Annotated in this window: 25 protein-coding genes; 17 read left to right on the forward strand and 8 right to left on the reverse strand. The window is 54.5% G+C overall.

Annotated features, from left to right (window positions below):
• Positions 1–9 precede the first annotated feature (9 nt).
• Positions 10–636 carry a class I SAM-dependent methyltransferase gene (locus H6G52_RS15775; RefSeq protein ID WP_190354729.1) on the reverse strand — a complete coding sequence of 209 codons (627 nt, stop codon included), beginning with the start codon at positions 634–636 and terminating at the stop codon, positions 10–12.
• On the reverse strand, positions 636–2,246 hold the full coding sequence (prfC, locus tag H6G52_RS15780) for a peptide chain release factor 3 (protein WP_190354728.1): 1,611 nt from the start codon (positions 2,244–2,246) through the stop codon (positions 636–638). The genes H6G52_RS15775 and prfC overlap by 1 nt, the downstream gene beginning before the upstream one ends.
• 341 nt (positions 2,247–2,587) lie before the next feature.
• Between prfC and H6G52_RS15785 the strand changes: the two genes are divergently transcribed.
• From H6G52_RS15785 to H6G52_RS15795, 3 genes are all read left to right on the forward strand, one after another.
• Positions 2,588–2,917 carry a hypothetical protein gene (locus H6G52_RS15785; protein ID WP_190529548.1) on the forward strand — a complete coding sequence of 110 codons (330 nt, stop codon included), beginning with the start codon at positions 2,588–2,590 and terminating at the stop codon, positions 2,915–2,917.
• A 92-nt stretch (positions 2,918–3,009) separates the two neighbouring features.
• A complete protein-coding gene (locus H6G52_RS15790; protein WP_190529609.1) occupies positions 3,010–3,798 on the forward strand; it encodes a pseudouridine synthase in 789 nt (262 codons plus the stop codon).
• Positions 3,799–4,122: 324 nt separating this feature from the next.
• Complete coding sequence (locus H6G52_RS15795) at positions 4,123–5,379, forward strand: helix-turn-helix domain-containing protein (RefSeq protein WP_190529549.1); 1,257 nt, start codon at positions 4,123–4,125, stop codon at positions 5,377–5,379.
• Positions 5,380–5,532: 153 nt separating this feature from the next.
• Here H6G52_RS15795 and H6G52_RS15800 read toward each other — a convergent pair whose 3' ends face one another.
• The 3 genes from H6G52_RS15800 to ndhC are packed head-to-tail and all read right to left on the reverse strand — an operon-like array spanning position 5,533 to position 7,139.
• Entirely contained in the window at positions 5,533–6,066 is a 534-nt protein-coding gene (locus tag H6G52_RS15800) for an NAD(P)H-quinone oxidoreductase subunit J (RefSeq protein ID WP_099534304.1), read from the reverse strand.
• Between the two features lie 12 nt (positions 6,067–6,078).
• Positions 6,079–6,786 (reverse strand): NADH dehydrogenase subunit K, encoded by a 708-nt coding sequence (locus H6G52_RS15805; protein WP_099534303.1) that lies wholly within the window; start codon positions 6,784–6,786, stop codon positions 6,079–6,081.
• Entirely contained in the window at positions 6,777–7,139 is a 363-nt protein-coding gene (gene ndhC / locus H6G52_RS15810; RefSeq protein ID WP_099534302.1) for a photosynthetic/respiratory NAD(P)H-quinone oxidoreductase subunit C, read from the reverse strand. The genes H6G52_RS15805 and ndhC overlap by 10 nt, the downstream gene beginning before the upstream one ends.
• A gap of 437 nt (positions 7,140–7,576) precedes the next feature.
• Between ndhC and H6G52_RS15815 the strand changes: the two genes are divergently transcribed.
• The 7 genes from H6G52_RS15815 to H6G52_RS15845 all read left to right on the forward strand — a co-directional run bounded on the left by H6G52_RS15815 (position 7,577) and on the right by H6G52_RS15845 (position 11,540).
• Positions 7,577–7,981 carry a rubredoxin gene (locus H6G52_RS15815; protein WP_190529550.1) on the forward strand — a complete coding sequence of 135 codons (405 nt, stop codon included), beginning with the start codon at positions 7,577–7,579 and terminating at the stop codon, positions 7,979–7,981.
• Positions 7,982–8,076: 95 nt separating this feature from the next.
• Positions 8,077–9,108, forward strand: a complete 1,032-nt coding sequence (locus H6G52_RS15820; RefSeq protein WP_190529551.1) for a photosynthesis system II assembly factor Ycf48 — start codon at positions 8,077–8,079, stop codon at positions 9,106–9,108.
• A 363-nt stretch (positions 9,109–9,471) separates the two neighbouring features.
• Complete coding sequence (psbE, locus tag H6G52_RS15825; RefSeq protein WP_099534298.1) at positions 9,472–9,723, forward strand: cytochrome b559 subunit alpha; 252 nt, start codon at positions 9,472–9,474, stop codon at positions 9,721–9,723.
• 22 nt (positions 9,724–9,745) lie between these two features.
• Positions 9,746–9,880: a cytochrome b559 subunit beta gene (gene psbF, locus H6G52_RS15830; protein ID WP_099534297.1), complete on the forward strand. Its 135-nt coding sequence runs from the start codon at positions 9,746–9,748 to the stop codon at positions 9,878–9,880.
• Positions 9,881–9,892: 12 nt separating this feature from the next.
• Entirely contained in the window at positions 9,893–10,012 is a 120-nt protein-coding gene (locus H6G52_RS15835) for a photosystem II reaction center protein L (protein WP_099534296.1), read from the forward strand.
• 224 nt (positions 10,013–10,236) lie between these two features.
• Entirely contained in the window at positions 10,237–10,356 is a 120-nt protein-coding gene (locus tag H6G52_RS15840) for a photosystem II reaction center protein J (protein ID WP_099534295.1), read from the forward strand.
• A 509-nt stretch (positions 10,357–10,865) separates the two neighbouring features.
• Entirely contained in the window at positions 10,866–11,540 is a 675-nt protein-coding gene (locus tag H6G52_RS15845) for a DUF3318 domain-containing protein (RefSeq protein WP_099534294.1), read from the forward strand.
• Positions 11,541–11,720: 180 nt separating this feature from the next.
• On the opposite strand, the gene H6G52_RS15850 is transcribed toward H6G52_RS15845, so the two are convergent.
• Entirely contained in the window at positions 11,721–12,092 is a 372-nt protein-coding gene (locus H6G52_RS15850) for a DUF6464 family protein (protein ID WP_099534293.1), read from the reverse strand.
• A 529-nt stretch (positions 12,093–12,621) separates the two neighbouring features.
• On the opposite strand from H6G52_RS15850, the gene rpsD reads away from it, so the two are divergent.
• Positions 12,622–13,230: a 30S ribosomal protein S4 gene (gene rpsD, locus H6G52_RS15855; protein ID WP_099534291.1), complete on the forward strand. Its 609-nt coding sequence runs from the start codon at positions 12,622–12,624 to the stop codon at positions 13,228–13,230.
• A 127-nt stretch (positions 13,231–13,357) separates the two neighbouring features.
• Here rpsD and H6G52_RS15860 read toward each other — a convergent pair whose 3' ends face one another.
• Positions 13,358–14,791, reverse strand: coding sequence for a circularly permuted type 2 ATP-grasp protein (locus H6G52_RS15860; RefSeq protein ID WP_190529611.1), 1,434 nt, complete (start codon positions 14,789–14,791; stop codon positions 13,358–13,360).
• A 313-nt stretch (positions 14,792–15,104) separates the two neighbouring features.
• On the opposite strand from H6G52_RS15860, the gene H6G52_RS15865 reads away from it, so the two are divergent.
• The 3 genes from H6G52_RS15865 (at position 15,105) to H6G52_RS15875 (ending at position 16,276) form a co-directional block, all read left to right on the forward strand.
• Complete coding sequence (locus H6G52_RS15865) at positions 15,105–15,275, forward strand: hypothetical protein (RefSeq protein ID WP_158234487.1); 171 nt, start codon at positions 15,105–15,107, stop codon at positions 15,273–15,275.
• Between the two features lie 262 nt (positions 15,276–15,537).
• Positions 15,538–15,738 carry a hypothetical protein gene (locus tag H6G52_RS15870; protein WP_099534289.1) on the forward strand — a complete coding sequence of 67 codons (201 nt, stop codon included), beginning with the start codon at positions 15,538–15,540 and terminating at the stop codon, positions 15,736–15,738.
• Positions 15,739–15,967: 229 nt separating this feature from the next.
• The gene (locus H6G52_RS15875; RefSeq protein WP_190529552.1) at positions 15,968–16,276 is read left to right on the forward strand and encodes a hypothetical protein; all 309 of its coding nucleotides are present in this window, start codon (positions 15,968–15,970) and stop codon (positions 16,274–16,276) included.
• 106 nt (positions 16,277–16,382) lie between these two features.
• Here H6G52_RS15875 and H6G52_RS15880 read toward each other — a convergent pair whose 3' ends face one another.
• Positions 16,383–16,589: a hypothetical protein gene (locus H6G52_RS15880; protein WP_099534287.1), complete on the reverse strand. Its 207-nt coding sequence runs from the start codon at positions 16,587–16,589 to the stop codon at positions 16,383–16,385.
• 260 nt (positions 16,590–16,849) lie between these two features.
• On the opposite strand from H6G52_RS15880, the gene H6G52_RS15885 reads away from it, so the two are divergent.
• From H6G52_RS15885 to H6G52_RS15895, 3 genes are all read left to right on the forward strand, one after another.
• A complete protein-coding gene (locus tag H6G52_RS15885) occupies positions 16,850–20,743 on the forward strand; it encodes a PAS domain-containing protein (RefSeq protein ID WP_190529553.1) in 3,894 nt (1,297 codons plus the stop codon).
• A 399-nt stretch (positions 20,744–21,142) separates the two neighbouring features.
• Complete coding sequence (locus H6G52_RS15890; RefSeq protein WP_099534284.1) at positions 21,143–21,583, forward strand: response regulator; 441 nt, start codon at positions 21,143–21,145, stop codon at positions 21,581–21,583.
• 1,111 nt (positions 21,584–22,694) lie between these two features.
• Positions 22,695–24,692 (forward strand): diguanylate cyclase domain-containing protein, encoded by a 1,998-nt coding sequence (locus H6G52_RS15895; RefSeq protein ID WP_099534283.1) that lies wholly within the window; start codon positions 22,695–22,697, stop codon positions 24,690–24,692.
• The last annotated feature ends 191 nt before the right edge of the window (positions 24,693–24,883 follow it).

Consider the following 24,883-nt stretch of genomic DNA (forward strand, 5'->3'; position numbering starts at 1 on the left):
AACATGTACTTAAAACATGACTTTCTCAGAAATCCAAAGACTCTGTTGATAGTCGAGGATGCAGCTCCAACCCTGCTGGCTTAAGAATTCCTTCGTGAGTCGGGCTTTGCCACCGCCCGGCAACCCATTGTCATCGAGCAAAATGATGCAACCTTGGCGTAATTTATCCCAGGCGGCTTCAATTTCTGCCAGTTGATGGGCCTGGGATTGTTGTTGAATTTGAGGATCATCCCACCAATCCAAACTATCCAAATACAGCAAGTCGATCGGGCGATCAAACTGTTTGAGGAAGGTCACCGAATCACTGCAAACATACTCAATTCGCTGAGCCACATGCTGGGTGCAGTGCTGGGAAGTGGTCAGATTTTCCGGCGACAGATCCACTGTCCAAAGGCGACCGCCATCAAAGGTTTCTAGGGTTTCACCAAAGATGGTGGTTGAGCAGCCAGCTCCCCAGTCGTCGGGTAGTCGCTGGGTGCCGGTTTCCACAATCACCCCATCCCGCCGATCGCCCAAGTGCTGCAAAAATAGCCCGATCGCTGACTTAAACGTTGGATAGCGGGCTTGGGGGGCTGACCCAAAGCGTTGGTCAAACCAGCCCCCAAAATAGCCAAACGTCGCAGATCGTGAAGTCATTAGGTTAAGGGTGCGATCGACTGGAGTTGTAGGCTGGGGTGATCTCCCTCCACCTGTTGACAATTCCACTCATTCTTGAACAACAAAACGGGACGATCCCACATATCTTTGACGGTCATAGCATTAAACAACCGGCCCACTTTGGCTAGCTCATCCCAACCGGCAGTGACCCAACGGGCTACGGAATAGGGCAGCAGCTCAACCCGTGATTCCACGCCGTATTCACTTTGCAGGCGGAATTGCACCACTTCAAATTGCAGTTGCCCCACGGCCGCCAGAATTGGATCGCGCTTGGCTTCGTCGGTGGAATACATGATTTGGACGGCTCCTTCTTCGCGAAGTTCCGAAATTCCCTTCTGAAATTGTTTGAATTTAGAGGGGTTAGGGTTTCGCAAATAGGCAAAGAGTTCCGGCGAAAAACAGGGAATGCCTTCGTATTCAATTTTGGGGCCAATGTAAATGGTGTCCCCGATCGAGAAGGCTCCAGGATTGTTTAAGCCAATGACATCGCCCGCGTAGGCTTCCTCAACGGATTCGCGATCCTGGGCAAAGAGTTTTTGCGGCCGAGCCAATCGTAAGCTTTTGCCCGATCGCGCATGGGTCACCACCATGTCTTTCTCGAATTTGCCGGAGCAAACCCGCACAAAGGCCACCCGATCACGGTGTTTCGGATCCATATTGGCCTGCAACTTGAAGACAAAGCCCGAAAAATGCTCATGGGTTGGGTCAACGGATCCAGTGCGGGCGGTGCGGGGGCCTGGCTTGGCCGCATAGTCCAAGAAGGCATCGAGAAACAGTTGCACCCCAAAATTGGTCATGGCGCTGCCGAAGAAAACGGGGGTGAGTTCGCCGGCCAAAACCGCTTCGAGATCCAACTCAGAACCCACTTCTTCAATTAGTTCCAGTTCATCCCTAAAGGCTTGATAAACATCTGGTTCCACCAGTTCCAGCAGTTCCGGTGCGTCCAAATCCAGGGTGGTTTCGCCGGCCATTTTGCTGCCGTGGCGCGATCGCTGGAACAGATGCACTTTCCGAGTGCGGCGATCGAACACTCCCTTGAAGCGATCGCCCGTCCCGATCGGCCAGTTCACTGGATAGGTGGCGAGCTTTAGTTCCTTTTCAATTTCATCTAATAGATTCAGCGGTTCTTGAGAGGGGCGATCGAGCTTGTTGGCAAAGGTAAAAATCGGCAATTTCCGCAACCGGCAAACCTCAAACAGTTTGCGCGTTTGTGGCTCCAACCCTTTAGCCGCATCAATCAACATCACCGCATTATCCGCAGCGGCCAGGGTGCGGTAAGTGTCTTCGCTGAAATCTTGGTGACCGGGCGTATCCAACAAATTAATTTGGCAGTCACGATATTCAAACTGCAACACCGTGGAGGTGATGGAAATGCCCCGTTGCTTTTCCAATTCCATCCAGTCTGAGGTGGCCTGGCGCTGGTCGCGACGGGCCCGCACGGAACCGGCTTCGTGAATTGCACCGCCATACAGGAGCAACTTTTCCGTGAGGGTGGTTTTCCCCGCGTCCGGGTGGGAAATAATGGCAAAGTTGCGGCGGCGGTTAACTTCCACAGCCAGTTTGGCGGAGTCGGCGAATTCAACGACCATGGTTCAACGGAAGGATTGGCTTTCAGATTATAGGGGCTTGGGCCGGTGTGGGCGGCTGGGGCCCGATCGATTGCAGCCGCCGCAACCGATCTCGATCGCAACCATCCTGTTAAATCGATCGCACGGGAACCGAATCAATCCCTGTATCTTCTGAGGATCAGAATCCGGTTTTCAATGGCAGTCAGAATTGGCTGAAATCCGAAAGTTGCTGAAAGCTAATGGATTGAAACGCCGTCTGACATGCCATTGACAACCCCCTGACATCTGGCGGCCTTAGGCTGACCGACGATTACCCAGCGGCTGGGCCGCGTTGGAGTCCTGCGTTTTGAGGTGCGATCGACATGCGAAACAATCTCAGCCTTGCGATCACCACCCTAATGACCGTGGTTGGTTTGCAGCTTCTGTTGCTACCGCGATCGAGCACCACGGCCAAAATTCCCCAAACAACAGCTTGCACCCAGGCGGCGGTTTCCGGGCGCTGGTTTGGGGTTTCCTTGGGGCAATCGCAGCAGCTTGATGATCCTTGGACGATCGCCACCCTGGAAACCAATACCATTCCCAGTCCTCAAGGGGCGCTGGATTGGCTGCGGGGCCATACGATAGGCTGCGAACCGCCCCCATCACCCACCCCAACCCCATCACCTACCCCAACCTCAGCATCCCGCCCGTGAGTCGTCGCCGCCGTCCTACTGTCCCTGCCCGATCGTCCGCCTCTGACTTGACCCAGCCGATCGCCCCAGGGGCAACGGCTACCCCCCACGCGATCACGCCCCAAGCTGGGCAACGGTTGCAAAAGGTATTGTCCCAATGGGGCTTGGCTTCCCGTCGCCATGCGGAAGTTTGGATTACGGAAGGGCGAGTGCGGGTCAACGGCCAGGTGGCGCAATTGGGCTGTGTGGTCAATCTCGCAGTGGATCACATTGAGGTTGATGGTCGGCCCGTTCATCCAGCCGATCGCCCCACACTGATCTATCTACTGTTGAATAAGCCCGCTCGGGTGCTGTCGGCTTGTGCAGACGATCGACAGCGGCGAACCGTGTTGGATTTACTTCCCCGATCGCTCGTTGAACAAACGGGACTGCACCCCGTGGGCCGCTTAGATTGGGATTCCACTGGGGCCTTGTTGTTAACCAACGATGGGGAACTGACCCACGCCCTCACCCATCCTCGGTTTCACCAACCCAAAACCTATCGCGTGTGGGTGCAGGGACAGCCCAGCGCCCAAGTGTTGGCGCAATGGCGACAGGGCATTTTATTGGATGGCCGCCCAACGCTGCCGGCCCAAGTCCGCGAGGTGCAAGGGCGCGGGCATCACCCCCAGGGCGATCGCACGGAACTGGAAATCACTTTGGTGGAAGGTCGAAATCGGCAAATTCGACGCATGGCCGAATTATTCGGTCATCCGGTGATAAAGTTGCACCGTATTACTATTGGTTCGCTCACCCTGAAATCAAAGCAGGGTCAAGAGCTGCCGATCGGCACTTATCGGCATCTGACAGACGCTGAAATTCAGCAGTTGCGCCGCCAGTCCGGCTTAGGATCAGCCCATTAATCCCAGTCCGACTCATTCCCCGTCGATTGATCATGATTGATCATCATGCTGGCCGGAATTCCCCTTGAATTCCCAAAAGCGTCGCGAGCGGTATCGGTCAAGACCCAGCCCATGGGACAATCCTAATCTCAGACCCAAATACCATCCTCAAGATTCTGACCTCAAAAATCTGACCTCAAAATTCTGATGGTGGTTGTCTAAACCTTCGCAAGATGGCCTCTCGGTCGCTAGGATAGTCACGAGTCTTCGTCTCCCCAACTCTCGGTACAATCTTCCAACTCCTCCCCGTTCCGCCGCATCACGCACCGCAGCAGCCACAAGGATATGAACGACAGCACGATGCCTGCTGACTCGCCCCAAGTTGAGCGCCTTGTTGAAATCGGCGCTCGACTGCGGGAATGTCGCGAAAGCCAAGGCTTAACGATCGAGTCCGTCGCGGCAACCACCAAAATTCAACGTCGTATCCTGCAAGCACTTGAGGCGGCCGATTCGTCCTCGCTGCCCGAGCCGGTTTATGTGCGCGGGTTTATTGCCAAGTACGCCACGGCTTTGGGGTTGGATGGTTCCGAAATTGCCCAGGAATATCCGCTGCAAAATGGCATAGTCCCCGTGCGTTCTCAACGGGTGCTGTCGGTGATTCCGGCTCCCCAGCTCAAGCCGGCCCATTTGGTGATGCTGTATATCGGTGTCCTGATTGCGTCGGTGTTGGGTCTGTCGGCCCTGTTGCGCCAAAGCCAGCCGGCCCCCAGCACGGTGATTGTGCAGCCGCCGGTTGCTTCACCCAGCCCGGCGGTTACGCCTACTCCCCGATCGACTGCCAGCCCCAGTACCCCAGCTCGCCCGACGGCGGCCGCTAGCCCTTCACCTAGCCCCACGCCTTCGCCTAGCCCTTCACCGACTCCTACCCCCAGTCCTTCACCGACTCCTACCCCTAGCCCCAGCCCTTCACCGACTCCTAGCCCCAGTCCGTCACCTAGCCCTTCGCCCAGCCCGACTCCTACGGCTTCTGCCACACCGAAGCCAACCACGAGTCCGAGTCCTCGTGCCACGACCCCCACGCCTTCGCCGAGGCGTACGGCGGCCCAGTCGCCCCGCCCTGCTGCGACCAGCAGTCCTGCGCGATCGCCCGTTCCAGCCCTAGCCAGCGGCGGTGACGGGGTGTTGGTGGCTCAGGGAATTGCTAGCCAAATTCGCTTTCCACAGCGGCTCAATCTGGCCCCGATCGCCCCAGTGCGGGTGAATGTGCGGCTCACGGCCCGCTCTTGGGTGCGAATTCTGACCGATGGCAAGGTGACCTATGAAGGGGTCTTGCCCGAAGGAACCCAGCGTTTGGTGACGGGTCAGCGCAATGTGGTGGTGGTGACGGGCAATGCGGGAGGGACATTCCTGAGCTACAACGAGGGCACAGAACGGAAGCTGGGTAATACAGGAGCGGTGCAGTCGGCTCGCTTTGGCACACCCGGTGCTGGCCAGGCTCCGGGGCGATCGAACAATCGCCCTAACAACCAGCGTGGCGGCACTCCGGCAAATAACCAAAATCAGGCGCGGGACGGCGCAAATCGCAATAGCTTGCCCAACTAGCCGGTTATATTTGCGTGGCTCTTGTGTAGCCGATCAGCGAGTGTTTTCAACTTTTTGATTTTTCAACCTTTTGATTATTCCCCATATGCTGCAAAGCCCTCGGATCGATCAAATCGCGATCCGAGGGCTTTGAGTATCGTTGATTGGGACGGCCTAATAGGCATCCTGAAGTTCGTAGAAGTCCGGCGAGATATAGTCCTTGCGCAAGGGCCAGCCCACCCAATCTTCTGGCATCAGAATCCGCTTCAGGCTTGGGTGACCTTCGTAGACAATGCCGTACATGTCGTAGGCTTCGCGTTCTTGCCAGTCAGCGCCTTTCCAGATCCAGTAGACCGAGGCTACGGTTGGATTGGCACGCGGCAGGAACACCTTGACACGCACTTCCTTGGGCTTGGTCACGTTGTCGGCCACCTGCACCAGGTGATAAAGACTCACGAGGTCTTCACCGGGGCCCAGGTCGTAGGCACACTGACATTGGAGGTAATTAAACCCGTAGGCGTAGAGGGCGGTGGCGATCGGGAGCCATTTGTCCCGATCGACCTTGATCACTTCCACGCCCAAATCATCGATTTCCAGCAGTTCGTTACCGAAGCCGTTGCTGGTCAGCCATTGGGAAATGTCCCCTTTGAGGGCGATCGCACCGGCTTCGTTGGTGGCGAGATCGGTGGGTTGGGTTTCGTCGGCCATGCGTTGCGTCTCCTAAGCTTCCTGTTTGGCCCGATCGGTCAACAGCGCGGGCGGCACGGGCAGCCCGATCGCGTCGGTCAGGCTCTTGGGCGGGGCTTGTCGGCCCGGCTCTTGCAAATAGCGACCGGTCAAAATCGGCGAAGTTGGCTTCATTTGGTGGTCGATCGTGTAGTAGCGGTTGGTTTGGGCCGTGGCTCCGCGCTCCGCCAGCGACTCATTGGCCACCTTTTTGCGCAGCTTGATAATCGCATCCACGATCGCTTCCGGACGGGGCGGGCAACCGGGCAGATACACATCCACCGGAATCAACTTATCCACACCGCGCACGGCCGAAGGTGAGTCCACGCTGAACATGCCACCCGTGATCGTGCAAGCGCCCATGGCGATCACATATTTCGGCTCTGGCATTTGCTCATACAAGCGCACCAGGGCCGGAGCCATTTTCATGGTGATCGTTCCGGCGGTGATCAACAAATCCGCCTGGCGCGGGCTGGAGCGGGGCACCAGTCCAAAGCGGTCAAAGTCAAAACGGGAGCCAATCAGGGCTGCAAATTCAATGAAGCAACAGGCCGTGCCATAGAGCATCGGCCACAAACTCGACAACTTCGCCCAGTTGTAGAGGTCATCCACCGTGGTCAAAATCACGTTTTCCGACAGATCTTGCGTGATCTGCGGGCGACCTACGGACTCGATCGGGTTAGGGTTCGGTGTTACGACCATTCCAACGCTCCTTTGCGCCAGGCATAAACAAGGGCAATGACCAGGATGGCAATGAAGACCAGGGCCTCAATGAAAGCCAACAGACCCAAGCGGCTAAAAGCCACCGCCCAGGGGTATAGAAACACGGTTTCCACGTCAAAGACCACGAAAACCAGTGCAAACATGTAGTAACGGATATTGAACTGAATCCAAGCTCCGCCGATCGGCTCCATCCCTGATTCGTAGGTCGTGCGCCGTTCCTTGCCAGGACGCTTGGGGCGCACAACGGCAGAAGCACCTAGGGCAAGCACAGGCACAATGCCGCAAAGCAGCAGGAAGCCTAGAAAGTATTCATAGCCACTCAGCGTAAACATATCTGGGGGTACTGCTGGAGAACTCTAAAGCGGGGATCAGCGCCTTTTTTCCCAACCTGGGGTCGGATTCACCCAGGGTTTGCCAACCCAAGGGCTGGCCATCACTTGCTGGAAGCTGCTGGAAGCTGGCGCTCATTATTCTGACATGAACGAATCGATGAAAACTTTGGATGCTGGGGATTTGATGGCTTTTTCGGGGATTTTGCGCAGGGTCGATCGCCCCAGAGCCTAGACCAGAGGGGCGATCGCGCCTGTGCGATAATCGTTAAGACAATCTTTTAATCCCAGTAATTAGCCCACGTTAACTAGCCCAGGTTAACGGTGGCGGAGCATGGGCCTGTGCCCGGCTCCATGGGGCTAAATCCGATCGAGTCCTGACCTCGATCGGCTCGGTTGAATTCCCGTCGTTTCGATCTTCACGCTTCCTGTCGCAACCCATGACTCATCCACCAGAGGACTCACCGATCGAATCGATCGCGGCTGCCGACTCCAGCGCGATCGAGGCCACCTCCTCGGAACCGGCCGCCCCCGCCCCGCCCGATCGCTATGAATGCCGCTCCTGTGGCTATGTCTACGAACCCGGCAAGGGGGATGAGCGTCGGAACGTGGCCCCCAACACCCCCTTCGAGACCCTGCCTGAAAATTGGCGCTGTCCCGTTTGTGGCGTGAAAAAATATCAATTCAAAAGCATCGGCCCCGCCGGCAAAGCCTCCGGATTTGACGAAAACCTCGGCTACGGCATTGGGGTTAACACCCTCACTCCCGGTGCAAAAAACGTCCTCATTTTCAGCGTTTTGGGCCTGGGAATTCTGTTGCTCCTGAGCTTTTATGGTCTGAATTAGCCCAAGGCAGCTCCCTTGGCTAATTCCCGCTGAGCACCCCTTTCAGACCGCACCGAAACTCTCGATTCCGGTCACCTCATCATCCCATTCATCCCATGACCCACTGGCTTCGTAATCTATTCCCCAAATTATTGCCTGTCCTGTTTGCGGCCCTGCTTTGCGTGGGCTGCACCGCTCGCAAAATTGACTCCGTAGCGGCCAACCCCTGGGAGGTGATTAACCTGCCCACCGAACAAACCATGTTGGATGTGACCCTGGTGGGCAAGGGGCCCCACGGCTGGATGGTGGGTAAAGGGGCCACCATCCTGGAAACCACCGACGGTGGTAAAACTTGGGCCGATAAGTCCCTGGATTTGGGTGACTCGCCCTATAACTTGGAGTCCGTGAGTTTCTCGGGCAAGGAGGGCTGGATTGTCGGTAAGCCCGCCATCCTGCTGCATACCACCGATGAGGGTAAAACCTGGTCGGAAATTCCCCTCAGCAACCAACTGCCCGGCGATCCACGCTTGATTGTGGCTTTGGGATCCCAGCAGGCCGAAATGATGACCGACTTGGGAGCCATTTACCGCACCACAGACGGCGGCCGCAACTGGAAAGCCATGGTGCAAGAGTCGATCGGGGTGGTGCGCAACGTTTCCCGATCGAGCAGCGGTAAATACGTCTCCGTTTCCTCGCGGGGGAGCTACTACTCCACCTGGACTCCTGGCGATGAAGCTTGGCAGCAACACAACCGCAACAGCTCGCGCCGTCTGCAAAACATGGGCTTTGGCCCTGACGATCGCCTGTGGTCTCTCGCACGCGGGGGCCAGGTGCAATTCAGCAGTCCCACCGATGTGGAAACCTGGGCCGCCACCACCAGCCCCGAACTGCGCAACAGCCTTGGGCTGCTGGACTTGGCCTATCGCAATGATCAGGAACTGTGGATTACTGGGGGGAGCGGCGATTTGCTCGCCAGCTATGACGGTGGCAAAACCTGGCAGAAGGATCGCGCCGTCGGCGATGTGCCCTCCAATTTCTACCGAATTCTGTTCTTTGGGCAGGATCAGGGCTTTGTGCTGGGCCAAAACGGCGTAATCTTGCGCTATGACACAGCCAAGCTCAATACCGCAGCTCCGGCTGCCAGCTAAGGCGATCGCGGCTTTGCCCATCGATTTTCGGTGAGTTGCGGCCGGGAGCGTTGTTGGTGCTCGATCGCTGGTGGATTAGTCGCCGGTTTCTGCATCGGTTCATGTGCCGGTTCATGTGCCGGTTCATGACAATCGCGAGACGCATCCCCAGCGATCGCCCGATCCCCGCCGCCCCTCGCAAAAAGCTCGATCGCCCAGGATTGGCTTGTGGAGTTTTTCCCCCGTTCTGTATCATGGAAACCAGCAATTGCCCATTCTCCGGCCGTCGCTGAAGTTCCCAAAACTCAGCGGTTTCCGGGTTGAATGATTGGGCAAGCCGCTAGCTCTTGTTTAATTTTCCATTGAGAGAAGACTAAAGAGACTATGTCATCTGGATCAACTGGTGAGCGTCCGTTTTCGGACATCGTAACGAGCATCCGCTATTGGGTCATCCACAGCATCACCATCCCGGCTCTGTTTATCGCTGGTTGGTTGTTTGTCAGCACGGGCTTGGCCTACGACGCATTCGGAACGCCCCGCCCCAACGCATACTTCACCGAGACGCGCACCGAAGTGCCGATCGTGCAAATCCGTCAAGGCGCTAAGACTCAGATTGATCAGTTCTTGCAGAAGTAGTTATTGAGCGTTTTTAACAATCATGGCGACGCAGAATCCCAACCAGCCCGTTGTTTACCCGATTTTTACCGTTCGTTGGTTGTCAGTTCACGCACTGGCAGTACCGACGGTGTTCTTCCTGGGCGCGATCGCGGCCATGCAGTTCATTCAGCGCTAGGAGATTGTCACTGTGGAACGTAGCCCTAACCCCAACAAGCAACCCGTAGAGCTGAACCGGACTTCGCTCTATCTAGGTCTGCTGTTTATTTTCGTGATTGGCATTTTGATGTCCAGCTACTTCTTCAACTAGGCTGGTCAACTGAGCCGCGCAAGCACTTAAGCTCCGGCTTAAGCCTTGGCTGCTGATTGGCTGCTGAATTGATGAAGCATTCGTTGAATGATCGTTGAATGGTCAACGAATGATCAACGAATGATCAACATCCTCCAGCCCTGAGCTGGGGAAACTATCAGTGTGATGCGCTCTAGTGGCGCGTCCTCATCAAACCCTATTTCCTTACTAAGGAGGTCACGGCTGTGTCTGGAGGCGGACGAATTCCCCTGTGGGTTGTCGGCACGATCGCCGGTATTGGTGTCATCGGTGTTGTCGGTTTGTTTTTCTATGGCGCTTACGTCGGTCTTGGTTCGTCGATGTAATTTTGGCTGCCTGTTGATTGGGAACGCTCTTGTCGCTTGGCACAAGGGCGTTTTTGCTGATTAGGGTCTGGTCAATGGGAATCAGCGGTTAGGGTTGCCAGTGGCACAATCCAGCCCAGCGCCCCACCCGATCGAACCCTGGCCAATGGTGGTGGAACCGTGGCAGAACCCCATGGCAACCGCTGAAGATGTGCGATTGGCGACCGGGAGCCGGAAACGGGGCGCGATATACTGCAAATACCCGATCAGATCACCAATCAACGAGCACTGTTCCGCAAGTTGGCATGGGCCCCTGATCAGCCAGAGCCGGACAAGGTTCCCCAGTGATCGATGGCTTGGTTTCCATTAATTCCCATTAAACGGAGCCACCAGCCCAGGGTGCGATCGCCATTGTCCAGAACCTTGCCCAGAACCTTAGAACAGTTGATCGACGGATGCCGGGGTGGGTTGCTCTCCCCAGCTAGATTCGGGTTGTTTCCGGTGCTTTTTCGGTTTGGATACCAGTTGCAATGACCTCGTTTTCCACAGCTCGATCGGATCTCAGCGAACTTCGACGACTCAAAAGCCTGTTGCCCCCTGAGCTACAGAGCTGGGTAACCGTTGAAAAGGCCATGGACGTGAATCCGCCCCTGATTCGTTGCGAAGAAATCGGCAAGGATCAGGTGGAAATTCAGGTGGATTTGGTGGCCTGGGAGCAATTCGCGAAGGATCAGCGCAATTTGCTGTTTTGGCACGAGGTGGCCCGCATTCAAAACGACACCATCCCGCGCGACGGCTGGGAAATGGCGGCCCTGGCGATCGGGCTAGGCGGTGCGGTGGGTGAACTGTGGGTACAAGACGGCCTGTTGCTGCTGTTGGCCTTGGGGCTGTGTGGGGTGTCTGGCTGGCGGCTCTATCAGAAAAACAACAGCGATCGACAACTGAAAGAGTCGATCGAGGCCGATGAAAAGGCGATCGCCCTAGCCGCTCGGTTTGGCTATTCCTTGCCCAATGCCTACAAAAGTTTGGGCAGCGCCCTGAAAACTCTGGTGGAACAAACCCCCAAAAAGAAATTGCGCAGCCGGTATGAATCGCGACTGCAATCCCTGAAGCGCAGTGCCGCCAAGGCCAAAGCTCGGATGCAAGGTGGCCCAGAATCGGAGCCGAATTTTTACCGCGATCGGGATCGGCAGTTGGAGTTTTAAGGGTAGCGTTTTAAAGTTGGCGTTTTAAAACTGGCATTTTGAAGCTAGTGCTTTGAGGCCGAGCCCTGAACTGCCGCTTGAACATTTGGGGGGGATCTCGCCAACTGCGGGATCCCCCCATGATTTAGGCCCAGACAGCTCAACCCAGCTAGGCTGAATGGGGCTTGATCATCTGGATCATTAGGCCCGCTTAGGAATCAGTTCAAAGGAGCGACAGCCCAAGCAGGGGCCCGACGGGTTCACGGCACAACGGAGCAGTTCCGATCGCGCATTGAATCGACAGCGCGGATCGCCAATGATCCATTGACCTTCAAAGAAATTTTGCTCCGAGGGGCGCTGGGTTGCCTGTACATGCAACGCAATCTTGTAGAGATGGTAGCGGCCCGATCGCAGTTGATAGCGATGGTGTCGTTCCAAGACTGCGTAGGTCTTGCCGGCCAAGTCTAAGTAGCTGCCGGGCTGAGGATGCCAATCAAGTTGCACATCACCGAGGGACTCACGAGGGTGGGTGACGATCACCTCCGTGGGCAATGAGGGTGGATCTTGTTGCATGGGCAAACGGGGGAAGGATTCAGAAGGAACCTGGTTGACAGACCCGATCGGGCAGTTTGCAATCGGATGATGGGAAATCGGCGCGAGGGCCTGGCCCCTTGGGGCGATCGCCCGGCATTCGCAATTGTCCTATCCTAGCCCGAGACTCACCGGAATCCGGCGGCCACCTCACCGGTCGATCGCACAGGGATCCACAATCCAGGGCCAAACCACCGATCAGCCCGGGCGATTTTGGATTGATCGGCCCAGCCAACAGAATCATCCAAGTCCGCCAAGCAATGGCCCCAAAAATTCAGCCCGTATGACTGCGCCGTTGCCACGCAAAAAATGCGCGGGAATTTTGCGCAAAACATTAGGGCGATCGCGCCAATACCTGTATACTGGTCAGTCTGGAAACGTATGCCGCGGCTGGCACGTTTGTCATAAGCTTTCTGGCTCAGAAGCTTGCGTTGCTTGATCTCCAACCGTCCTTCCCGTTGTCGATTAGGCGCAAAAACCGCAACAAGGAAAGGAATCTAAAGTCTTAGTTATGTCTCGATACAGAGGTCCGCGTCTCCGCATTGTGCGTCGTTTGGGCGAGCTGCCGGGTTTGACCCGCAAGAGTGCCAAGCGTGCCTACCCGCCCGGACAACATGGCCAAAACCGCAAAAAGCGTTCGGAATATGCCGTGCGCTTGGAAGAAAAGCAAAAGCTGCGGTTTAACTATGGTGTCAGCGAGCGCCAAATGTTGCGCTACGTTCGGAAAGCTCGTCGGGCAGCCGGTTCCACGGGAACGGTGCTGTTGCAACTGCTGGAAATGCGCCTAGATAACACCGTGTTCCGTTTGGGCATGGCTCCCACCATTCCCGCCGCTCGTCAGTTGGTGAACCATGGCCACATCATGGTCAACGGCCGGCGCGTGGACGTGGCTAGCTACCAGTGCCGTCCTGGGGACGTGGTTACGGTGCGGCCGAAAGATCAATCGCGCAAAATTGTGGAAAACAACCTGCAATTCCCCGGTTTGGCCAACATGCCCAGCCACCTGGAATTTGACAAGGAAAAGTTGACCGGCAAGGTGAACAGCGTAATCGATCGCGAGTGGGTGGCGCTGCAAATCAACGAACTGCTGGTGGTTGAGTACTACTCTCGCCAAGCTTAGGTTCGTTGGGGCCAGATTCCCCACTTCTATGCAAATTTGGGATTCAGGTTTCTGGATCCCGTGCCAAAAAGGCAATTCAAGAGTCACCCAGCCCGATCGGTTGGGTGATTTTTTTCGATTGCAATGCCTAATCCATCAACACCCAAGTGTCCTTGGAGCCGCCCCCTTGGGAAGAGTTGACCACCAGCGATCCCCGACGCAGGGCCACCCGTGTCAGACCGCCGGGATGCACATAGATATCCTCCCCGTAGAGAACATAGGGGCGCAAATCCACATGGCAGCCCTCAAACTCCCCATCGAGCAGGGTGGGAACCCGCGACAGACAGAGGGTGGGTTGGGCGATGTAGTTGCGGGGGTTGGCCCGGATTCGATCGGCAAAATCGGCCTGTTGTTCGGCGGTGGATTGGGGGCCAATCAACATGCCATAGCCCCCGGATTCGTTGGCCGCCTTGACCACCAATGAATCCAAATGTTCCAGCACATAGGTCAAGTCCGCCGGTTCCCAACAAAGATAGGTGGGCACGTTGGGGATCATGGCCTCTTCATTCAGGTAGTAGCGAATCATTTTGGGCACGTAGGCATAAACTGCCTTGTCGTCGGCCACGCCGGTTCCCAGCGCATTGGCGATCGCCACTCGTCCCGATCGATACACATCCGTTAGCCCAGGCACGCCCAACATAGAATCGGGGCGAAACACCTGAGGATCGATGAAGTCGTCGTCAATCCGCCGATAAATGGCATCCACCCGTTGCAGGCCTTTGGTAGTTTGCATTTGCAAATAACCATCGGCCACCACTAGGTCTCGCCCCTCCACCAGTTCCACGCCCATTTGTTGAGCCAGGAAAGAATGCTCGAAATAGGCGGAATTGTAGATTCCCGGCGTGAGCACAACGACGGTGGGATTGGCCAGGCGATCAGGCGTAAGGTTCAGCAGCGTTTCCAATAATCGCGACGGATATTCATCCACTGCCTGAATGTTGGCGTTTTCAAAGACCTTAGGGAAGGTGCTTTTCATCACGCGCCGATTTTCCAAAACGTAGGAAATGCCCGACGGGCAGCGCAGGTTATCTTCGAGCACATAAAACTGCCCTTGGCGATCGCGCACCAAGTCGGTTCCGGTCACGTGGCACCAAATGCCCTTGGGGGGCTGCAATCCCATGCAAGGCTGCAAGAAGCCCTTGGCTGATTCGATTAAATCGTGGGGCAAAATACCATCTGAAATAATTTTTTGGTCGCTATAGATATCCTGTAAAAAGCAATTCAGGGCATGAATTCGCTGTTTCAGACCCTGTTCGAGGGTTTGCCATTCTTGGGCGTTAATAATGCGCGGAATGATATCGAAGGGAAAGGCTCGCTCAACACCTTCGCTGGCTCCATACACATTGAAGGTGACCCCCTGCCGGAAGAGGGCAATTTGAGCTGCTTCTTGGCGTTGGCTTACCTCGGCGGCCGATAGCGATCGGAGGCGATCGACCAAAAATTGAGCTTCGGGGCGGGGCTGACCGGGGCCGGCAAACATCTCATCGTAAAAGTCCCCTGGATCGTAGGAGTCCACATTCATAGGCGGATGCGTGGGCCGAGTCATGGGCTTTCGGGGTTGGGCCAATAAAGGGTGAATCGGGTTGGGCGATCGCTGGCCGAGGCTCGGGGGTTGGAGTCGATCGCCCCTTAGCCCGTGATAACGCAGGGGCTGGCCGTGATTCTGTAAGTTTTGACGCGATCGCGGTTGCCCAGAAATGCATGGAAGTTGAGCCAAGGTGTGACTGCTCCGGGGCGATCGCGCGGTGAAGCTTGAACCCAGGCTGAAGGAATCGGCGAAAGGCATTGGTGATCTCGGAATCCAAACGAGCCTTCTCAATCATCCCAGATGGGCGATGGGCATTGCGGTTGGCAGCGGGCAAGAGGTGGCGGCCCCAAGGGGTTGGGCCCCGGCGGGGGATCACCGGGCGATCGGGATCACAGCACCTCTGTCGGTGGATCACGCTTGGCCTGTGAAATTACCACCCACAATCATGGGCTTTCGTCACGCGATTGCGGGGAAATAATCACGGCTTGAATTACAGATGAATCACAACGTTCAAGCCAAAATCACGGCATATTTAATGTCATCGAGATAACTAATTCGCAAGTGCCCAGTGCCTTCATCACTCTTAAAAATTAGTTGTCTCCCATAGCTGGCTTTTGTCCTGTTTCGCCAACCCTTAACCAACTCCAAAGATCATGGCACTGAGCACTGAAACCCGATACATCAACATCGAATTTTTTGTTAGCAATCCAATTCTGAAATGCCCTGGGAGGTTCACAGACATGTCGCAAACAACCTGGTTCTACAAAGATATGTTGGCAGAACTGTTTTCGCGTGTTTGGGAATCCCGGTGCTTGACCATGAGCGATCGCTGGGGTCTGTCCCGTGCTCTGTTGAGCTGCTCGTTAGATCTCGAAGATTTGGCTGCAATCGATCGAATTGTTCATGCTGTGCGCCGTGGCTGGCTCAGTTGCGCAAATTAGTTCGGTAATGGGTTGAGCAATAATGGGTTGAGCAATTAGTTTGCTCCTGAGCTTTTGGATATCTAGCTTGCTTGCGTCCCGTGATATCTGACCCTGCACCATCTGCCCCTGGAATATGTGGCCTCACGATATCTAGCCTTCCGATATAATGGGCTTGCTCAGTTTTGTCAAAATTTCTTCAAGATTTTGAACTCATTGAGTAACTATTAGCAATCGTGTCGCCATTCCGATGATTCTTGGGCATCACTGGGAAAGTTTTCTCATTCAGTTTTTCATTCAGCATGGTTTGGGTTTGATTTTGGCCACCTATTTGGCGGGGTTCTCGATCGCCTACTGGCGATCGCTGAGTCACCGGTTACAAATCCTCAAACAACAACAGGCGGCTCCCGACCACTGGCGATCGGGAACCGCCTTGGTTTTGCAAACGATTTGGCCACAGTTGCTCTGGTTCTGGCCTAAGCCCAACGCATCACCAAACGCAATCAAGTCATCAAACATAATCAAGTCATCCAACACAATCAAGCAGATCAATAACTGACTGGATACTTAAATGAATGCTTTGGAGCAATTAAGTTTCTGTAAGTTCCTGAATTGATTTTGCACGGACTGTTGATTAGTGTTTGATGAAGTTAGATTAATTGCTCTTAATTGCTGGCTTCGGAGTTGGCAGTTTCTGGAACCACAAAGAGCAGTAATTTATCAGGATATAATTCATCCTTGGCTCGTTCAGCAAGGGCTTGAACTGAGAAGTTGGGAACAATGATGGTATCGCCATCTTGAGCATTACGAATCACTTGCTCTAAGTTGGCAGCCCAGTTGTCATCGTCAATCAGCGCGAGAGATTCGGCCATGGCTCTGAGGAAAAAGTCTAAAGAAGAGTGAAAGTTCACAAGAGCGGAGGAATGGCGCATCAAGAACTGGAAAGTTGCTGACTTTCGCTAGCCCTTGATCGGCATTCATGGTTCATTTAACCACTGAAAGCATTTGGGAGCATGGTCGTTAACAATAGCTGCCAAGATTGATAGTTGGCAAAATTTGTGGTGTGATTGAAGTCTAATTTGGGTGTTTGAGGTTGCAGCACGCGATTGGCGGTTCTGCGTACCATTGGGAGATGGAATATCGGGTTTTGCCAACAACGGTAGTCTGTGCCGATCGCGATCGGGCAGAGCAGGTGGTGCAGTGGCTGGCGCAGGTGGATACGCACTGGGCCCAGGCCGCTTCGATCGTTGACGGGGCGATCGCCCAGCAGCAATGGTTGGCGAATGATAGTTCCCTGTGGCCAACGGGGTTGTTGGTGGTGGATGGGGCGGTGGTGAATGAGCAGGGAGAGCCGTTGTGGCGGTGTTTGCTCCCCTCTGGGTCACCGGTTGCAATGCCCTTGTCCGGGATGGTTGATGAACAATATCAGGTTTCGATCGCCCGCTTGTTGGTGGTGTTGGTGGACTCGCCCGCTGCGGAGGTGGCGGCCATTGAGGCGGGTGCGCTGGATGCTTTGGTGTGGTCGGCGTTGGCGGCGACGGGAGGCCTGATCCGGTTGGGGCGATCGTTGCGGTTGGTGCAAGGGGTGTTGGCCAATTGGGAGCGGCAGTTGGCGTTGGCGGCTCCTTTTGCGGAAGAAATGGGTGAAATCGCGGATTCGGCTGCGGTGATTGTGCGGGCCAGTGCGGAGAAACCAAATTCAGGAACCCAATTAGCCAGCGGCCCGATCGCAAGCCCGATCGAAAACTCGACGATTAACCCAGCTTCTCACTCGAAGACGGGGGCAACTCCGGGCATCATCCCCGGTGTGGTCATCAATTGCGCCCCAGGGTTGCCTTCGATCGAGCAACCCCTGCTCGCCACGGCCAGTTGCGATCGGGAAGACCGCGATCGGGAAGATAATGACTCCACCCATCCGATCGCCCCATGGATAGCGGACTTGGCAGCCAGTTCAGAATCAGGATTGCAGCCCAGTGATGATTCAGAATTGACGATCGGGTTGCCATCATCCGCGCCAATGGGCTGGCAACCGCAAGCTTCACCGGCCAACCCCGCCGGTCAGCGGCCCAGAGTGCCGTCAACCACCGTGCTACCTGGCTTGAGAATTGCCTTGGGGGGCATTTTTTCGGGCCCTAGCAGCGATCGGGCCGGGATGGCCGCTGAGAGTTTATTAACCGGCCCTGAAATTAGACCTGAGATTGAACCGGAAATTGGACCGGAAACCAGCTCTGATCCTGAAATTCGCCCCGAAATTAACCCCGAAATTAACGTTGATACCAGCCCCGGAGTTAACCCTGAAATTAACCCCGAAAACTCGATCGAGACGGTTGCCATGCCGCTCGCCCCGAGTGCCGAGGGCAACAGGCCGAAAATAGTGCCCACTGAGGGCGAAATTACGGCTATTCAAGGTGATCGCCTGCCAGCCTTGGGAGCAGCCGATTGGTCTCAAGCTGCATCCCAATCTTGGTTAGCGGTCTTGGATCAGGTGTTGGATCACACGATCGATGGGATCGTGATTGTGAACCGCGAGGGGCGAATTGACTATGCCAACCCGGCGGCCTGTCAGCTTTTTGGGCGATCGCCGGAACAGTTGGTGGGCGAGCACCTTGGGATTCCAATCGGCTCCGAGAAAACCACAGAAATTGATATTCTGCACCCCGATGGTTCCGTGGGCGTGGGCGATTTGAATGTGTCCCCGATCGAGTGGTTGGGGGAGCCGGCCTATGCCGTGGCCATTCGGGATGTGAGCGATCGCAAGCGGGTTGAGGCAGACTTGCGCTATCGCCTCAGCCTGGAAAGTGTGGTGGCCTATGTGGCGCGTCTGTTGGTGACTGCCGATGATGATGTGCGGTTTGGGTCTGTTTTGGAAGCGGTGGGGCGAGCCATGTTGGCCGATCGGGTCTTGCTGCTCCATGGGCCCATGGAACGCCCCCTTTTGAACCTGGCCTGCGAGTGGCATGAAGAGAATCAAATGCCCGTGGTACGAGACTTTAACCGCCTTGGCGGCCATTTGCCGCCCCTTTGGACTGAGCAATTAGGGCGCGATCGAGCCGTGGTGATTGAATCCCGACAGGCCCTGCAATCGGAAGATTCCGCCGTGACCGAGTGGCTCAATTGCTTGGGGGCCAACTCCGTGCTCATTGCCGCCATTCACGATCGCCGGGATGCCCTCTGGGGAGCCTTGGTGCTTTGTGTTCATCAAGCGCGTTCCTGGTTAGCCCAAGACCTGCAAATTCTGCAAACCATTGGGGACACCATCTATGCCTGGTACGATCGCCAAGCCACCCAAGATCGGCTGCGAGCCTCAGAAGCGCTCTACTCCAGCATTTTTGAGCGATCAGACGAACGAATTTTTTTGGTCAATGTCCACCCAGACGGACGGTTCACCTACGAAACCGTGAACCCCGCCTTTGAACGGGCCTTGGAACACCGCGCCACCCACATCATCGGCCGATCGCCCCAAGACCTGTTTCCCCCCAGTTGTGCCACGCCGATCATTGCTCGGTTTCGAGCCTGTGTTGCCGGCCGGGACACCATCCGTTGCGAAGAAGAGCTGATGATTCGGGGTAAACAGCGAATTTGGCACACCAGCTTAGTTCCCATCCGCGATGCCTGGAACCGCGTGATTAAGCTCCTGGGCAGCGCCCGCGACATTACCCAAGAGCGAGAAGCCGCCCTCCAGCGCAACAACCAAAACCGCTATCGGCAACTGCTCGCCTCGATCGCCTTCAAAATTCGCCAATCTTTGGATATTCAAGTGATCTTGGGGCGCACGGTCAGCGAACTGCAAAAAACCCTCAAAGCCGATCGCGTGATGTTCTACCGTTGCCAAGCGGACGGCAACGGATCGATCGCCGCCGAAGCCATCGCCCAGCCCTTCGGGGCGATCGACCCCAGCCACACCTGGTGTTGCACCCTCAACCTAGACAACACCCACCCCAACCTCGATCGCTACTGGCAGGGGCAAATTTCCTGCGAAGACGACCTCACCCAACTGCAACTGTCCCCCGAGCAGCGCAGTTGCATCGACAGCCTCAGCATTCGTAGCCAAGTGATCGTCCCCGTCACCATCGCCGCCGTTCACTTCAATCCCAGTGCCCTTGGATTTGTGCCCCCGGAAGTGCTGACCGATCGGCTACAACCGGCCACCATTCTGTTGGGGCTGCTGTGCCTTCAGCAATGTCAGGGGCCAAGGCATTGGACTTCCTTTGAAATTGACCTGTTGCAACAACTGGCCGGACAACTGAGCATTGCCCTTTACCAAGCCCACCTCCTTGAAGAACGCACCAGAGCCATTGAAGGATTGCGGCGCTCCAACGAACAGCTCCAGCAATTTGCCTACGTCGCTTCCCATGACTTGCAAGAACCCCTGCGTGGCATCATTGCCTTCTCAGAAATGCTCACGGAAGAATGCGCCCCCCAACTTGATCAAAACGCCCAAGAATATTTGCAATTCATCATCGACAGCGGCCAACGAATGCGCCAATTGATTCGAGATCTTTTGGCCTATTCCAGAGTGGAAACTCGCGGCCGAACCCTAGAACCGGTTGATTGCAGCCAGATTATTGAGATCGTACTTAATAATTTACGACTAGCAATTCAAGATAATCAGGCTACTATTCAGGCTAAAAATTTGCCCATTGTTTTGGCCGATTCCATGCAATTGGCACAGCTTTTTCAAAATCTCATTGGCAATGCCCTAAAATTTCGGGGCAAATCCAATCCTGTCATTACCATTACTGCCAATCACGAAGAACATCATTGGCGTTTTCAGGTCATTGATAATGGCATTGGAATTGACCCACAATATAGCGAGCGAATTTTTAATATTTTCCAAAGACTCCATAACCGTGAAGAATATGAAGGGACTGGCATTGGGTTAGCCATCTGTCGGAAAATTATCGAGCGTCACGGTGGCTCGATCGGGGTGCAATCTCAACTCGGCCAAGGATCGTCATTCTGGTTTACGATTCCCGACCAGCCCGAAACCATTCCCATCACTGAGCTAAGTTTTAGCCCCAGCTAGCGATCGCAACCCTGTAGGATTGATGTTTAATTCCGCTCGATCGCCCGTGCCATGGGTTTTCGACCGTGTCATTAAAGCCAATGATTGTTATTAAATTGCCCAATCGTTTGAGTTGGGCCAGCCCAATGAGTGCCATGAGTGCAAGGGGCTGAATTAGTTGAGTGGGTTTAATGGAGTAATTGCCAGACAACAGCAGGATTTCTCAGTTGAGGGGTTCTCGATCGGGCTGTGCAGGGTTTGTTGATCGATCGAAGGATTGGTGAATGAGTGAGTTTGTGAGTGAATGAAATGATGAGTCAATAGGAATATAATTCCATTAATAATGACCCCCAATTTCAGAATCATTACCCCTTTCAGCAAATGAGCAGGCAGTGACCAGATTGTTAGGATGTCGTTATAATGCCAGCAAAAAATATTGAAATTTTACTCATTGAAGACTCAGCGGTTGATGCCAGGCTAACAGAAAGGCTGTTTGGGCGGCTGAACATTCCCCATCGATTACACTTGGTGCGAGATGGCGAAGAGGCAATCAAGTTTTTAGAGAAAACAGCATTAGTTCCTGAAAAATACTGGCCCGATTTAATTCTGTTAGATTTGAACTTACCCCGTCGCAGTGGCTATGAAGTCTTAGAAGCAATTAAAAAACATCCATCACTCAAAATCATTCCTGTCATTGTGATGACCACTTCTGATCAAGAGGAAGATATTCGCAGATGCTATGAATTGCAAGCCAATGCCTACATTACCAAGCCAGATAGTTTACATAGTCTTTTAGAAACGCTATTGGCGATCGAGGCGTTTTGGTTACGTTCTGTGAAATTACCCTCTCCAAAGTTCTAAAAGCCATCATCGGTTTACTGTTTGAAAATAAAACTCAGAAATAAAAACCAGAAATAAAACCTGAAAATGAAGCCTAAAAATAAACTCTGAAAATAAAATAGATAATTTTTCGCTGCTGACAACATGAAACTTGAAGTGATGATGTAAGATCATACAAATTCTTGTTCTTGATTTTGATTATTTACTTGATGATTTATTTTGACGAGTTAGTTGATTTTAATATGGTTGTTACCTGCAAAGAAACCGAACAGATTGGATGAGCCGCTTGCATAACTAAACTTGACCACTGGCGATCGAATCGTTAGCTAAAATTGATGTAGAGCCTTTACCCGGAACAATCGGTACGCCATATCACAGATGCCATGCAGCAATCATTAGGTGGACATTAGCCACCCTACAGATACCTACGAATAACTATAGATAACTGTGCGTAGTCAGCGAGGTAAGAGCTGTATTTGAATCTGTAATCACTCTGGTAGCATTTCGCACATTGCCCAGACATTCCTTGACCATGCTTGGGTTGATTTGGGTTAATACTGAACAATTGACCGATCGGGAGCGCATGATTGATCCTGAAAATATTCAAGGACAGTGATGTTTCTATCACAGCGTAAAAACAATCCAAGAATATTGATTGGTAGGCTTCTCTCGTTAATACTTAGACGAAAATCATGAGTTTGATCAGCTCACTTGCTAAGACTTCCCAGTTTAAGGTTGGTCTTAAAAAGATGGGTCATGATGTATAGGGCAGGAATTTGCATGAGATAGACCTAACGAGCCGAACTTCCAAGGATGTTCGGCTGTGCCTTTACTTTGCCTTTACCTTTGGGAAAGTTCTGGTCATGGGGTTGGTTAAATGAGTAGGATCACTGGGATTCTGCTAGACAACCGCCCTCAAGGTCTGATTGCTTTCTGGGTGGGAGGACTGCTGGAGTCGCATGGGCGGAAATGATTAGGCAAACCGGTGGCGGCAATTTTGCCAATCAATCCCCTTGGGGGTTGAGGTTTGGGTGGTTAGGCTGAAGTTGACAACGATCGAGGTCATTTGAGGTCAGTCATGCTATGCCACTCACGATCGCGCGGCCACAGGATCTAGGAGGTTAATTCAGCGGTGGGGGACTCAGCGATTGAAGTGCTGGTCGTGGAAGACAATCCCACGGATGCGCGATTATTGGAAATGATTTTGGCGAAGGTGACGACCCAAGGGTTTCGTTGGCGAAGGGTCGATCGCCTGAGCGATGCCCTGACGCTGTTGAATCAACGGCGGTACGATATTGTGCTGTTGGATTTGGCCCTGCCGGACAGCTACGGGCTGGATACGATTCGGCGGGTGCGATCGGCGGTGGCCGATGTGCCGATCGTGGTGCTGACGGGGTTGGATGACGAGGCGATCGGGTTGGCTTCCTTGCGCGAAGGGGCCCAAGACTACCTTTTAAAAGATGAATTGCGGCCAAATTTGCTGTCGCGGGCCATGCGCTATGCGATCGAGCGGCAACAAATTCTGGATGACCTGCGCCACAACCGCGAAGAATTGCAACGGCAGGAGTCGTTTTTGCGGGCAATTGTTGACGCGAACCCAAACTTTATTTTTGTGAAGGATGAACGAGGGCGATTCACCCTAGTTAATGAAGCTTTGGCAACGTTTTACAACACAACGCCCGGGCGAATGCTGGGCAAAACAGAAGCGGAACTGGGCGGAAACTCGGCCCAGGTGCAACATAGCCAGCGGGAGGAAGAATCGATCATTGAAACCATGCAAGAAAAATATATTGCCCAGGAGCCACGCCGCAGCTCAACGGGCGAAGTGCGTTGGTTTCAAACCATTAAAAAGCCCTTGATGTTGCCCAATTCAACCCAACGGCAACTGCTGGGCGTGATTACGGATATTACGGAACGGCAACAGGCGGAGGCCCTGTTGTGGCAACAGGCGGAACGGGAACAACTTCTGAGCCAAGTGACCCAGCAAATTCGCCGATCGCTAGATTTGGGGGAAATTCTGCAAACGACGGTGCAAACGGTGCGCGAAGTGTTGGGGGTGGATCAAACGGCCATCTATCGTCACTTGACTCCGGCGGGGATGGCGAGTCGATCGGACGCTGACCCATCCAGCACCCATGCACTGGAGCTGTCGGCGATGAATTGCCGTGATGCCGCTCCTCCAGTCTGTGGCAGCGAGGCGGTGACCGACGGGGCGGGCCTGGAGCGGTTGCTCTACCTCGTGAAGCATGAGATTTGGGAGGTGGAGGATGTGTTGGCGGACGATCGCTGGCCGGCCGCTTACCGGGATGCCATTGCCCAGGCGGGGGTGCGTGCCATCCTAGCCGTGCCCATTTTGCGAGGGGAAGCGGTGCCGGTGTTGCCGCTGAAAATGGACGATCGCCCAGAGGGCGGGGCCACCACGGGACATCCGCCTAATCCGCTTGGAGATGATCAGTGGGGACTGTTGGTGGTGTATCAGTGGCACGAACCCCACAGTTGGCAAGCCTGGGAAATTGAGTTTTTGAAGCAGTTGGCCGGCCAACTGGCGATCGCGATTCAACAGGCGGAGTTATATCGACGGTTGGAGTTGGCCAACCGAAAGTTGGAGCGACTGGCTACGTTGGATGGCCTGACGGGCATTTCCAACCGCCGCAGTTTTGATGAGGCCCTGGCCCGAGAGTGGCAAAGGGCCTTGCGCCAACAATCGCCCCTGGCAATCTTGGTGGGTGATATTGACTCGTTCAAAACCTATAACGATCGCTATGGCCATTTGGCGGGGGATGATTGTCTGCGCCAGGTGGCCCGCTCGATCGCCCAGGCCGTGAAGCGATCAACGGATCTCACGTTTCGCTATGGCGGGGAAGAATTCGCGGTGATTTTGCCGGAAACCCACATCGACGGAGCCATGACGGTGGCGCATGGCATTCTCGAAACCATCCGCGATTTGCAAATTCCCCATGCCTATTCGCCCGTGGCTTCGATTGTGACCCTGAGCTTAGGGGCCGCCAGTCTGATCCCGCGTGCCAATTTAGATCCCTCGGCGCTGGTGGCCGCGGCTGACTTGGCCCTGTTTGAAGCGAAAACCCGTGGTCGCAACCGAGCTTGCCCAAGCGGTGAGTTGTCCCACTGAGTTTTGTGGTGTGGGATCAACTCAGATCACATCAGTTAACTTGAGCAACTTCAGCAACTTTCAGATCACACCAGTTAACTTTAGTCACTTCACTTCAGCCAATTTCAGCAACTTCAGATCACGTCAATTAACTTCAGTGAATTCCAGCAAACAATCAGCAAACCAATTGCGATCTGTTTAGTTGAAAGACC

Source organism: Limnothrix sp. FACHB-881 (assembly GCF_014698135.1).
In the GTDB taxonomy this organism is placed as follows: domain Bacteria; phylum Cyanobacteriota; class Cyanobacteriia; order CACIAM-69d; family CACIAM-69d; genus CACIAM-69d.